Here is a 12,286-nt window from a genome sequence, read left to right as displayed (position 1 = left end):
CCTTTACTGGTAGAGCTCGGGCTTGAGCACGCCGATGTAGGGCAGGTTGCGGTAGCGCTCCGCGTAGTCCAGCCCGTAACCGACGATGAACTCGTCGGGGCACTCGAAGCCCGTGTAGCGGCAGCGGATGTCCGCCTGGGCCTTGGTCTGCTTACGCAGCAGCGTGGCCACCTCAAGCGAGGCAGGCTTGCGCGACTGCAGGTTCTCCATGAGGTACTGGAGCGTGAGCCCCGAGTCGAGGATGTCCTCGGCGATGATGACGTGACGCCCCGTGATCTCCGACGAGAGGTCCTTCAGGATGCGCACCACGCCCGAGCTCTTGACGCCGGCACCGTAGGACGAGACGGCCATGTAGTCCATCTCAAGCGGCAGCTTGACGGCACGAGCCAGATCCGCCATGAAGATGGCAGCCCCGCGCAGCACCGACACCATGACGATGCCCTCGTCGGCAACGGGCGCGTAGTCGCGGGTGATGGCCGCGCCCATCTCCGCCACGCGGTCGACCAGCTCCTGCTCGGAGAAGATAATGCGGGATACGTCTTCGTGCATGGCACCTTCCCAACGTCGGCGACGAACCCGAGAGAAATACGCGCTCACGTGCCTTTACGCCGGAAACTGACCGGGTTCGTCAGCAATTTCCTCATTCACTGCGAAGTGTACCATTGGCCCCTGTCGACCGGGCGGCAATACGGTAACGTCCCACAAGTGCCCACATTCCCCGCGCGCAAGAGCGGGCGCGGCGGGATTCGCGCGGCGCCGGGACGCGCGGGCGCTACGCAGGCAGGAGGTCGGGAAACTCGCGGACGAGCCGCTCGGCCGGCAGGCCGATGACGGTGTCGAGCGCGCCGTCGAGCCGCTCGACGAGCGCGGCCCCCTCACCCTGGATGGCGTAGGCGCCGGCCTTGTCGAAGGACTCGCCCTTGCGCAGGTAGTCGTCGATCTCGGCGTCGGAGAGGTCACGGAAGGTCACGCGGCTCGTGTCGGCGAAGGTGCGAAAGCCCAGCGAGATGTCATCGGCCGCAGGAGCTGCGATCATCCACACCGACACGCCGGTGATGACCTCGTGGGTGGCGCCGGAGAGGGAGCGTAGCATGTGCTTGCCATCCGAGAGGCTGCGGGGCTTGCCGAAGATGACGCCGTCCTTCACCACCATGGTGTCGGCGCCGATGACGATGAGCATGCCGGTAAAGTCCTCGGCCAGCACCTCCTGCACGACGGCGCCAGCCTTCCGCTCGGCCAGCTTCTTGGCAGCCTCCTCCGGGTTGGCGGCCAGATCCGGCTCGAGCGTCTCGTCCACCGGCGTCACGGGCGTGCGCACGGTGAAGGCCACGCCGGCCTGCTCGAGCAGCTCGCGCCGCCGCGGGCTCCCGCTGGCGAGCACCACTGTGAAGGGCCGTTCGGGCGCGCCCTGAGCCTCGTTTGCCATGGTCTATCTCCCCTCGCTGCCACTTTTTCGGCGTTTCGTGGCACTAATTGGCTGTTCGGTACGGTGAATGCTCCCTATTTTCTGTGTCGCGTGGCCCCAGGGCAACGAAAATGACGATTTTCGCTGCAAAACGGCATGAGATGACAATTCGGACGGCCGAAAGTCCGAAACGCACCGTACCGAACTGCCAATCAGTGCCAATTTGGGTCGAAAAAGTGGCACTGGCACGGAAATGGGCGCGGGGCTGCGACGATCAACCGCACTTGCGGCGGGCGCGTGCCATTGGGTGCCATTGGTGCCAACGGGGGGGTGCGCAGGGGGCCGATGCAGGGCCGGCGTCAACGGGGTGCCCGGGGAACGGTGTGCCAACGAACGGTGTGCCAACGGGACACACCAAACGGCACGCGGCGAAACGAGATACCAACGGGACACACCAAATGGCACGCGAGCACGGGGGCAGGATGGCGAAGAGAGAGGGGGGGTGCGCAGGGAGGCCGATGCAGGGCCGAGGCTGACGCACGAGGAGGTAGCGAGGGTGCCATTTGGTGTGTCCCAATGGCACGCCCAATGGCACGCCACCGTTGGCACGCTTCAATGGCACCTTGGCCCAATGGCAGCGGGTGTCATTTGGTATGTCCCAATGGCACACAATGGCACAATGCATGGCGCCCATGGCACAACGGGGTGCTCGTGGGCGGGTGCGAGAGGCGTCAGCCGCGCTTGCGGCGGGAACGGAAGGCGGCCATGGGCTCTACGCGCACGCCGCGGCGGTTGGCGCTCACGGCCAGGTCGCCCTGGATGTTGGCGACGTAGCCGCCACGCGGGCGGATGGGCGCCGCTTCCAAGGGCTCGGCGGGCGCGAAGCCGGCCAGGACGACCTCGATGGCACCAGCCTCCACGCGGGCGTCGGCGCCGAGGACGGCCTGCAGCAGCCAGCGGACCGCTCGGCGCTGGAGCGGCCGACGCACGCCCCCGAAGGACGGCGTCAGCAGGAACCCGGCTGCGAAGTCGGCCTCCGCCCAGGGCGCGGCGGGAACGCCCTGGTCAGCGCAGCCTGCGACGCCCGTGCCGGCGCGCCCAGCCCCGACAGCGTCAGCGCGCCCGGCAGCGCCTGCTCCCGGCGCGCCCCCATCGGCCCCCCGGTCAGCACAACCTGCGGCGTCTGCGAACCCAACGACGCCCGTGCTGGCGCGCCCGATCCCGGCAACACCTGCGGGCTCGCCCGCAGCGGCACCCTCGTCGGCGCCCGACCCCCGGGCAGCGCCCGCTCCCGGCGCGCCGCCGACCTCGCAGCCCGCATGCGGCGCCAGCGGCACGGCATGCGCGGTCACGACCTCGGCTGCCAGCTCCTCCATCAGGTCGTCCTCGTCGGCGATGAGGTTCATCGTGCGCGTGAGCACGTCGGGCAGGGCCGCGTTCCACCGTCGCGCACGGGGAACCACCTCATGGCGCACGTAGGCGCGGAAGCGGTCGGTGTGGGCGTTGGTGGCGTCCTCGCGCCAAAGCCCGCCGGCCCCGTCGCGCACGACGGGCAGCCCGGCGGCGGCCCGCTCCTCCACCACCGCACGCAGCTCCGCCCGCGTGAGGTCGAGCAGCGGACGAATCACCGGCCCGTTGCGGTAGCGCATGGATCGGAAGCCGCCCGGCCCGGTGCCCACGATGGAGCGCATGTAGAAGCTCTCGATGCGATCGTCGGCCGTGTGCGCCGTGAGGATGCGCGCCTCGGCCAGAGGGAGCCCCTCGTGGCGACAGAGCGAGCGCAGCGCCTCGTTGGCCGCCTGGTAGCGCTCGCGCCGGGCGACGGCCTCCACGTTGCCGCCGGTGCGCGCGGCCTCGCCGGCCACGTCTACCTCGCAGGAGAACAGGGGGATCCCCAGGCACGCGGCAAGCGCGGCGACGAACAGGGCGTCGGCGTCGGCGTCGGCCCCGCGTAGCTGGTGGTTCACGTGGAGCATGGCCACGGCACCGAGCGAGCCCTCCTCGCGCAGGCGGTGCGCGAGGTACGCGAGCGCCGTCGAGTCCGACCCGCCCGACACCATGAGCAGCGCCGCCGCGTCCGGGGCGACAAGCCCACGCGCAACCACGGTGGCCCGCAGGGCCTCGCAGACGGCATCGGCCCGCGGCGTTGCGGACGCGGCAACCGGGTCGCGGAGAACGCCGCCCTCGGAGGGCGACCCGGCCGAGACACAGGTCCTCGGCGGGCGGGCCGCGCTCGCCGGAGCGGCCGCAGCCGCCCCGGTGCCGTGGCCCGCAGGCGCGCCCGCACCCCCGACCCCGCCATCGCCGCCCGACTCCGCGGCTGCGGGGCGCGCGGGCCCTGCGCCCCCCTCGGCATACCCGGGCTCGTCTGCGCCTAGCCCCCCGGCCGCCTCAGGCGGGGCGGCGGATCCGGCCGGCCTCACGGCGCAGCCGTCATTCGGCTCCGCGGACGCGGGGCGCGCGCCTTCCCGCCTCTTCATTCCTGCTCCAGCAGCAACTGGTAGACGTGCACGTCGTGGTAGCGCCCGAACTTGAGGCCGGCCTCGCGCAGGGTGCCGCAGAGCTCGAAGCCCATCTTGCGATGCAGGCCGCGGCTGGCCTCGTTGTCGCCGGTGATGTGCGAGACCACCGAGTGCAGCTGGCCGCACGACCGCGCCTTGCCGAGAATGGCCTCCATGAGCAGGGTGGCCACGCCGCGCCCGCGGGCATCGCGGCGGACGTAGATGGAGAGCTCGGCCGTGGTGAGGTAGGCCGCGGGCGGGCGGAAGGTCGAGAGGCACGCGTAGCCGGCAACGCGGCCGGCCGACTCGGCCACTACCAGGGGGTGAACCTCGCTCTGGTGATCGGCGAACCACTGCTCCCACTGCTCAAGCGTGCGCGGCTCGAGGTGCAGGGGCGATACGCTGCTCACGATCTGGTGGTTGTAGATGTCCAGCAGCTCGGGCACGTCGACGGCCCGACCGGGGCGCAGGACGACGGGCAGGCTCGCCAGGGACGCGTCGGCGTCCGCGGAGGCAACGGTCGCGGCGGGGACGCCACCAGCGGCGAGGGGGCCGGTCACGGCAGGGACGGCATCGAATGCGACAGCAGGCGAGTCGGCAACGGAACTCACGGGCGGGCTCCTTCGGGACGGACGAGCAGGGCGACGGACTCGATATGATCGGTGTGGGGAAACATGTCGACGGGCTGCACGGCGGTCACCTCGTAGCCAGCGCGGACAAGCCGGCGAACATCGCGCACCTGGGTGGACGGGTCGCACGAGATGTAGACGACGCGCTCGGGCGCGAGGGCGGCCAGGGCGTCGAGGAACTCCGGGGTAGAGCCGGATCGCGGCGGGTCCATGAATACGACGAGGGGCGCCGGCGCCTCCTCGTCGGCGCGGCGAGAGGCCAGAGCCCGCATGAACACGCCGGCGTCCGCAGCCATGAACTGGGCGTTCTCTATGCCGTTGTGGGCGGCGTTGGCGCGGGCATCGCGGATGGCGGACTCCACGTTATCCACGCCGGTCACACGCGCGGCTCCCCGGGCGGCCGCCGCCAGGCCGATGGTGCCGGTGCCGCAGTAGGCGTCGACGACCTCCTGCGTGCCGTCCAGCCCAGCCAGGGCGATGGCACAGTCGTAGAGCACCTCGGTCTGCGCGGCGTTCACCTGGTAGAACGACTGCGACGAGATGCGGAAGCTCAGGCCGCAGAGGGTGTCGAGGATGAATCCGGGGCCGTAGAGCGTGCGCTCCTCCTCGCCCAGGATGACGTTGGTCCGACGCGTGTTCACGTTCTGCACCACGGTGGTGACGAAGGGGCAGCGGCGCACGAGCTCGCGGCAGAACGCCTTGGCGGAGGGAAACTCCACGCCGTTGGTGACCAGGGTGACGAGCACCTCCCCGCTCTGATGCCCCACGCGCACGACGGCGTGGCGCATGAACCCGGTGCCGGCGTCCTCGTCGTAGGGCTCCATGCCATGGCGGGCCATGATGTCGCGCACGGCCAACGTGACGGCCTTGGCCCGCTCGTTTTCCACCAGGCACGTCGCAGCGGGAATGAGCCGGTGACTGCCACGCTCGTACATACCCGTGAGGATGGCGGGCGCCGGGGCGCCCTTGCCGCGGGCGCCGCGCCGGGGAGACCCGGCGGCCTGGGCGGCAGCGCGCGCGGCGCGGCCGCGGGCCGGGGCGTAGGGCGAGATCACCTTGTTGCGGTAGTGCGTCGGGTCGGCCATGCCGATGATGGGGCGCAGCGCTGCAGCAGGGGCAACGCCCTCGAAGAGCGCGAGCAGGCGCGCGTCCTTGGCGGCCAGCTGGCGGTCGTAGGGCACCTCCACGGCGGTGCACCCGCCGCAGCGGTCGGAGACGGGACAGACCCGCGCCTCCCCCGTCCCGCCTCCGCGGCCCCCGCGGGGAGCCGGACGGGCCGGCGCGTCCCGCCTCGGCTTCGCAGGCGCGTCCCCCACGGCGCGGGGAGCCCTCCCCCGCCGAGGCGCACCGCTGCGGGAGCCCTTCTTCGCGGGGCCCTTCTTCGCCTTGCTCTGGTGATTCGCGCCCTCGGCGCCTGGTCGTTTTCTCATGGCGCCTATTCTGTCACAACCGCCCGCACACGCGAATGACGTTGCCGCCGTCCATCGGTTTCCCACGGCCCACGGAGCGCGTAACGGCTCGCTGACCGATGAAAGTCCAGCTTTTTGCTCTACTTTGCCTTTGCTAAGGTAGTCTCATAGGGAAGGGGTGCGCATCCCCCTGACACGCTGAAAGGAACCGCCATGAGCTTCTTCGTCCGCTGGCTCGTAACCGCCATCGCCGTGGCCGCCGCCGTGTGGCTGGTGCCCGGCATCCAGATCTTCGGAGGCGACTCCGCTTGGGTGGGCATCGCGCTGTTCGCGCTCATCCTGTCGCTCGTCAACATGTCGATCAAGCCCATCCTGCAGCTGCTCTCGCTGCCCATCTCGGTGCTCACGCTGGGCATCTTCTACCTGGTGGTGAACACGTTGCTGCTGTACCTGGCCGCATGGCTGGCCAACGGGCTGTTCGGCGTGGGCTTCTGGATCGCCGGCTTCGGCAGCGCCTTCGTGGCCTCCATCGTCATCTCCATCGTGAGCGCCATCGTCAACTCCATCGTCGGCGACAAGTAGCCCACCGACCGCAGACGCGAGGGCCGCGCCCGCCGGAACTCCCCAGCGCGCGGCCCTCGTGCGTGCGGGACCTGCGGGGCGCCCCGCCCACGTGCGGGGCCTGTGAGCGTTCCGCATGGGCGGAGTCATCGTTTTCGGGGCCGGCGCGTGCAAGTTCGCGCGGTTTTGCACTCGAGCCCGGACGATTCGGCACCACGCTGCAAGCAGCGACCAGCGCCGACCTGGGCAAACGACAACGCTTAGCCCCGCCGCCCTCGCCTCAGCGCAGAACCAGAGTGCAAAACCGCGCGAATTCGCACGCGCCGGCCCCGAAACCAGGGATCCCAGGCGCGCAGCCGCGGTCATGCGCCTCGCCTGCGCGCCAACCCCCAGCGACGCGCCTAGAGCGCCAGGCGGTAGATGGCCGCGGCATCCTCCAAGGTGAGCCGGCGCATGCTGCCGAAGACCTCGCCCTTGTTGGCGCGCAGCGTCGGCAGCATCCGCGGAATGTCGTCCTCCCCCACGCCCAGCTCGGCGAGCGTCGTGGGCATCCCCAGCGAGGCGAAGAACGCGCGCGTCTCGTCGATGGCCGAGAGCGCGTCGGCCTGCGCGTCGCCGGTAGGCGCCAGGCCGAACACCTCGCGGCCGTAGTGGGCGAAGCGCGCCGGGTTCTGCTCGCAGACGTACTCCATCCATGCGGGGAACATCACGGCCAAGCCGGCTCCGTGGGTGATGGACGGGTCGAGGGCCGACAGCTCGTGCTCGAGCGCGTGGGTGGCCCAGTCCTCGTGGCGGCCGAGGCCGGCGAGTCCCTGGTGGCAGAGCATGCCGGCCCACATGACGTTGGCACGGGCGTCGTAGTTGTCCGGCTCGACGAGCACGCGCGGCGCCTCGGCGCGGATGGTGCGCATGAGCGACAGGTTGAGGTTGTCGGTCACGGGCACGGCGCCGTAGTCGTCGAAGAAGCGCTCGAGCAGGTGGGCGAACATGTCGGTGAGCCCGGCTGCGGTCTGGAAGGGCGGCAGGGTGAAGGTGAGCTCCGGGTTCATGAAGGCCAGGCGCGGGCGCTGCGCGTCGCTCGCGTAGCCGGTCTTGCGGCCCAGCTCGTCGTTGGAGACGACGGCGTTGCGCGAGGCCTCGCTGCCCGCGGCGGGGATGGTGAGCACCACGACGATGGGCAGCACGTCGGGGTTGGGGCGCTTCGTCTCGAAGAGCTCCCACACGTCGCCCTCGATGCAAGCGCCGTTGGCGACCGCCTTCGCCGAGTCGATCACCGACCCGCCGCCGACGGCCAGCACCCAGTCGACGCCAGCCTCCTTGCACAGCGCCACGGCCTGGCGGATGAGCCCGATCTCCGGGTTAGGGCGCACGCCGCCCAGCTCCAGGTGCTCGACGCCTGCCGCGTCAAGGCTCGCGCACACGCGGTCGATGAGCCCGCTCTCGCGTGCGCTTCCACCGCCGAAGTGCACGAGCACGCGCCGCGCGCCGTGCTCGGCCAGCTTCCGGCCCACCTGCTCCTCGGCGCCGCGTCCGAACACGAACTCGGTGGGCGAGACGAAGTCGAAGTTCTCCATGGAAGGCTCCTCCTCAAAATGACGACGGGGTTTAAGAAAGCGTGAAGACCTGCGGGGGCAGGCGGCACCTTAGGTAAACTTGCGCTTACAACCACCCTCCGGAAGAGGAGGGGCCCCGCAGCGTTCAGTATACTGGACGCCCCGTGGCACCTAGCGAAAGGAACGCTATGCAGACCCTCAACCAACACGAGAAGGCCATTCGCTACCTCGGCATCGCCGTGGTGGCGACCTCGGCCCTCGCCCTTCTGGGCATCATCATCGGATTCATCTTCATAGGCGTGGGGCATGCCGCCTGGAACGCCTATGGGCCCGACATCATCCAGCAGGGCTATGAGTACGGCCGCGGGCACCACGGCTCCGGCTACTATGGCGACCTGAGCGTGAACGAGGCGATGGGGCTGGCCGGCCTCGGCATCGGCCTGGGCTACGTCGCCTTGGGCTGGGAGCTCATCACCGCCGCCGTGTCGCTCGTCGCCGGTATCCTGGCCATCCGCGGCGCGGCCGACCGCACCAAGCTGGGCGGCGTCTTCGGCTGGGGCATCGCCGGCGCCATCGCCGCCTTCCTGGGCGGACGCCTCATCACCTGCGTGCTGATGATCATCGTGGCCGTGCTCGCCCACAAGGACAAGAACGCCCCGGCCTACCCGCAGGCCGCCTACGGCGCGCCAGCGGCCGGCTGGAGCCAGCCCACGGCGCCCGCAGCGGGCGGGTACGCGGCGCCTGCCGCGGCCCCGGCCCAAGCTCCGACGAGCCCCGTTGACCCGCAGGCCCAGGCCTACCAGGCCGCCTACCAGCAGAGCTACGGCGCGCCCGTGGCGACGCAGCCCGCCACCGACTGGGCCGCCCCGGCCCCTGCCGCGACTGTCGCTGCCGCCCAGGCCCCCGCTGCTGCGGCTGCCAGCCAGGCCGTCGCCCCCACGGCCGCCCAGGCCGCCGCAGCCGTGAACGTGGCCGAGTCCGGCGAGGCCGCGCGTGCCGCGCAAGAGTACGCTGCCGGCGTGGCGTCCGTCGAGGCCGCCGACGTGGCTGCCCTGGCGGCCGACGCCGCCCAGGCCGAGGCCGCGGCGGAGGTCGTGGTGACGGAGGCTCCCGCCGATGAGGCGGTGACGATCGTCGTCGAGGGCGCCCCGGACGATGAGGGCCAGCCCAAGGCGTAGACCGCACACGTACGACAAGGTTTCACGGGGGGGGCGTCCGTCCATCGGGCGCCCCCCCGTTTTTGCCCCGTCCCGTGGGCAAAAGCGCCGCCGTCGTTTCCCGGTGGACAAAGGCGGTGGCACGCCGCAAAAGCGACCCCCGCCTCTTCGTTCCCTGCCGTTTCGCAGAATGCCCTCTCGCCAGGCGAGAGCCCGCCTGCGCGCCCGCGCCTGGCGAGAGGGCGGGCGCGGGTGCCTGCGAGAGCGCCGTTTTCGCCCGCCTCGCGCGGCGGGGGCGCGCCGACGCAGCGCAGCCTCCCGCGCTCGATCGCGCCGCGCTCGTGTCTTCCGCGCTCGCTAGCCCAGCGCCACGTCGAGGATCATCATCAGCAGGAAGCCGACCATCACGGCCAGCGTGCCGGCGTTGCTGTGCTCGCCCAGGTGCGCCTCGGGGATGAGCTCCTCCACCACCACGAACATCATGGCGCCAGCCGAGAACGCCAGCAGCCACGGCATGAGCGGCGTGATGGCCCCCGCGAACAGCACCACGAGGACGCCGAACGCCGGCTCGGCCAAACCCGAGAGCGACCCCATCGCGAACGCCTTAGGCGCGCTCATTCCCTCCTGGAGCATCGGCAGCGAGACAGCCGCGCCCTCGGGCACGTTCTGGATGCCGATGCCCACGGCTAGGGCCACGGCCATGCCGAACGTTGCCGGATCGCCGCCGTTGAGCCCCGCCATGGCGAAGAGCAGGCCCACCGACATGCCCTCGGGGATGTTGTGCAGCGTGACGGCCGTGAACAGCAGCGTCGGGCGCTCCCAGCGGCTCGGCAGCCCCTCGGGGTCGCGCTCGCCGGGATGCAGATGAGGGATGACGTTGTGCAGCACGAGCAGGAACGCCACGCCGAGCGCAAAGCCGCCCGCGGCGGGAATCCAGCCGAGCTGGCCGGCCTCCTCCGCGCGCTCGATGGCCGGAATGAGCAGCGACCACACCGACGCCGCGATCATCACGCCGGCCGCGAACCCCAGAAACACTCGCTGGGCGAACGCGCTCGACCGCCCGCGGAAGAGGAAGACCGCCGCCGATCCCAGGGTGGTCATGAGAAACGTGAAGCCCGTGCCGGCCGCGGCCCACAGCAGCGCCTGCTCCATGGGGTGCCTCCTTAGCGCTCATCAGGTGATATGCGTCCCATCATACGAGAAGGCCGGCTCATCGCCGGCCTTCCGAGACAATCGTCATGGGGCTGTAAGCGCGCCTGGCGCCCGCCACGCCCCGCGCAGGGGCCTCGCCGCTAGGCCGTGGCCAGCGGGGAAGGCACCGTGTAGGCGCGCGCCGCGTACTCGCGGTCGAGCTCGTAGAGGCTGCGCGCGTCGCCGCCGAACAGCTTCATCTGAGTGATCATGCTGTCAGCGTTGTCCTCTTCCTCCAGCTGCTCGTCGATGAACCAGCCGAGGAACTTCTTGGTGCGGTAGTCGTTGGCCTCCTCGGCCGCCGCGTAGATGGCGTGGATGAGCGCGGTCACGTACTTCTCGTGCTCAAGCGCGGCCTCCAGCGGCTCCATGAAGTTGGAGAACACCTTGTCGGGCTGATCGATGGCCAGCAGCTTGACGCGCTCGCCGTTCTCGTGCAGGTAGTTGCGGAAGATGAGGGCGTGGTCGCGCTCCTCCTGCGCCTGGATCTCGTAATAGTTGGCGTAGCCGTCCAGGCCCTCCTCGGCGTAGTAGTCGGCGAAGGAGAGGTACAGGTAGGCCGAGTACAGCTCCTTGTTGATCTGGTCGTTGATGAGGTCGTAGACCTTCTGGTCCATGGGACGTCCTTTCTCTGGGATGAAGCCTGCCGCCATGATACCGCAGCCGCCCGGGGAAGTTGACCCCGCTCCCCACTTTTCACGCACGTGAAATCAGGAAAGGCGACGCAGCGAGACGACGAGCCGCCGGGAGCCGGCGTCCAAGGCGTCGGAGAGGGGCGGCTCGTCCGCGCTGCCGCGCAGCGCTGCGGGGAGGTCAGGGGCGTAGACGGCGTCGGGCGCGCCCGGGCGGCTGGGCACGACGCGCCCCTCCCCCAGCAGACGCAGGGCCTCGCGCAGCACCTCGAGCGCAGCCTCGTCGTCGAAGCCGCGGCCGATGAGACGCTGCCGCCAGGCATCCCGGTTGAGCGGCACCTCCACCACCACGTAGCCCCCAGCCGGGCGCCCCGGCTCGAAGACGAGCGTCGAAGACGTCGAGTCGTCGAACGCCGCGCCCCGCGATTGGAGGGCCAGGCCGTCGCCGTGCACCGCCACCTCGTAGGCCCCCTCGCCGGCGTTGCGGCAGCGGAACTCGGCGCGCAGCCGCACCCGGGCGCAGCCGTCGGCCAGCTGGAACGAGAGACCCGCGTCGGGGTCGAGCCGCAGCGCGGGCGTCGCCAGGTCGAGCGCCTCGCCGCGGCGGCGCCACCAGCGAGGCGGCGGGATCCGGGCCCGCCAATCCCGCGAGGGCGCCCGCCCCGCCGAGGGCAAGCGCAACCGCGGCCGCCAGCGCCGCCGCGGCGAGGCGCAGGCGGAAGGGACGGCGGGGGTGCAGAGACGGGTAGGGCGGAAGACTCGAGGAGCGCCGCGGACGCGGGGGGCGGCGGAGGCCGCGGGCGGCGCGGGGGCGGGCGCGGACGCGGGGGCGGCGGAGGCGACGGGCGGCGCGGGGGCGGCGGCGATGCGCGCCCGGACGGCCTCCTCCCAGCCGGCAGGCGCCTGGACGGCGCGCAGCTGGCGCCGGTAGTCGTCGAACCTCATCGCTCCTCCTCCCGCAGCATCCTCCGCAGCCGCGCCCGCGCGCGATGCAGCCGCGTGCGCACCGCGACCATCGCCATCGCCACGCACGTCGCCACCATGCCGCTGCGCAGCGCGCCTCCGTGCACGCCGGCGTCGCGCCTTCCGTTCCCCATGGTCGCCTCCTCCCGCCTGCGGCCGCCCAGGCGACGGCCCCTCGTCTCCTTATTACACCGGCTTGCGCGAAAATGTTCCCATTCTGGTCATTTGCTTCGAAATTCCGAGGGGTTCGCCTCGAAAAGCGGCCCCGCCGGGCGGCGTTAAGAG

At 71.0% G+C, this 12,286-nt stretch carries 12 protein-coding genes; 2 read left to right on the top strand and 10 right to left on the bottom strand.

Annotated elements, in window-relative coordinates; all coding sequences use genetic code 11:
- Positions 1-3 precede the first annotated feature (3 nt).
- The 5 genes from hpt to rlmD all read right to left on the bottom strand — a co-directional run bounded on the left by hpt (position 4) and on the right by rlmD (position 5,722).
- Entirely contained in the window at positions 4-549 is a 546-nt protein-coding gene (gene hpt / locus AC6I0Y_RS01820; protein WP_160709333.1) for a hypoxanthine phosphoribosyltransferase, read from the bottom strand.
- Positions 550-772: 223 nt separating this feature from the next.
- A complete protein-coding gene (locus tag AC6I0Y_RS01815) occupies positions 773-1,426 on the bottom strand; it encodes a Maf family protein (RefSeq protein ID WP_497732657.1) in 654 nt (217 codons plus the stop codon).
- Positions 1,427-2,136: 710 nt separating this feature from the next.
- Positions 2,137-3,510, bottom strand: coding sequence for a tRNA lysidine(34) synthetase TilS (tilS, locus tag AC6I0Y_RS01810; RefSeq protein WP_497732655.1), 1,374 nt, complete (start codon positions 3,508-3,510; stop codon positions 2,137-2,139).
- A 371-nt stretch (positions 3,511-3,881) separates the two neighbouring features.
- Positions 3,882-4,517, bottom strand: a complete 636-nt coding sequence (locus AC6I0Y_RS01805) for a GNAT family N-acetyltransferase (protein ID WP_201751100.1) — start codon at positions 4,515-4,517, stop codon at positions 3,882-3,884.
- Positions 4,514-5,722 carry a 23S rRNA (uracil(1939)-C(5))-methyltransferase RlmD gene (gene rlmD / locus AC6I0Y_RS01800; RefSeq protein WP_497732652.1) on the bottom strand — a complete coding sequence of 403 codons (1,209 nt, stop codon included), beginning with the start codon at positions 5,720-5,722 and terminating at the stop codon, positions 4,514-4,516. The genes AC6I0Y_RS01805 and rlmD overlap by 4 nt, the downstream gene beginning before the upstream one ends.
- Positions 5,723-6,157: 435 nt before the next feature.
- Here rlmD and AC6I0Y_RS01795 point away from each other — a divergent pair, with 435 nt between their 5' ends.
- Entirely contained in the window at positions 6,158-6,526 is a 369-nt protein-coding gene (locus AC6I0Y_RS01795) for a phage holin family protein (protein ID WP_160710537.1), read from the top strand.
- Between the two features lie 380 nt (positions 6,527-6,906).
- Here the strand turns inward: AC6I0Y_RS01795 and AC6I0Y_RS01790 are convergent, their stop codons facing one another.
- Entirely contained in the window at positions 6,907-8,079 is a 1,173-nt protein-coding gene (locus AC6I0Y_RS01790) for an iron-containing alcohol dehydrogenase (protein WP_497732650.1), read from the bottom strand.
- 167 nt (positions 8,080-8,246) lie between these two features.
- On the opposite strand from AC6I0Y_RS01790, the gene AC6I0Y_RS01785 reads away from it, so the two are divergent.
- On the top strand, positions 8,247-9,236 hold the full coding sequence (locus tag AC6I0Y_RS01785; protein ID WP_497732648.1) for a hypothetical protein: 990 nt from the start codon (positions 8,247-8,249) through the stop codon (positions 9,234-9,236).
- A 336-nt stretch (positions 9,237-9,572) separates the two neighbouring features.
- Here AC6I0Y_RS01785 and AC6I0Y_RS01780 read toward each other — a convergent pair whose 3' ends face one another.
- The 4 genes from AC6I0Y_RS01780 to AC6I0Y_RS01765 all read right to left on the bottom strand — a co-directional run bounded on the left by AC6I0Y_RS01780 (position 9,573) and on the right by AC6I0Y_RS01765 (position 12,135).
- Positions 9,573-10,367 carry a ZIP family metal transporter gene (locus AC6I0Y_RS01780; RefSeq protein WP_497732646.1) on the bottom strand — a complete coding sequence of 265 codons (795 nt, stop codon included), beginning with the start codon at positions 10,365-10,367 and terminating at the stop codon, positions 9,573-9,575.
- 140 nt (positions 10,368-10,507) lie between these two features.
- Entirely contained in the window at positions 10,508-11,023 is a 516-nt protein-coding gene (locus AC6I0Y_RS01775) for a ferritin (protein ID WP_160710561.1), read from the bottom strand.
- A 93-nt stretch (positions 11,024-11,116) separates the two neighbouring features.
- Positions 11,117-11,983 carry a hypothetical protein gene (locus tag AC6I0Y_RS01770; protein ID WP_497732644.1) on the bottom strand — a complete coding sequence of 289 codons (867 nt, stop codon included), beginning with the start codon at positions 11,981-11,983 and terminating at the stop codon, positions 11,117-11,119.
- Complete coding sequence (locus AC6I0Y_RS01765; RefSeq protein ID WP_497732642.1) at positions 11,980-12,135, bottom strand: hypothetical protein; 156 nt, start codon at positions 12,133-12,135, stop codon at positions 11,980-11,982. Before AC6I0Y_RS01765 ends, AC6I0Y_RS01770 begins: the two co-directional genes overlap by 4 nt.
- Positions 12,136-12,286: the final 151 nt, after the last annotated feature.

Source organism: Adlercreutzia sp. St.1H8, assembly GCF_059728655.1.
This window is presented reverse-complemented; position numbering and strand designations above follow the sequence as displayed.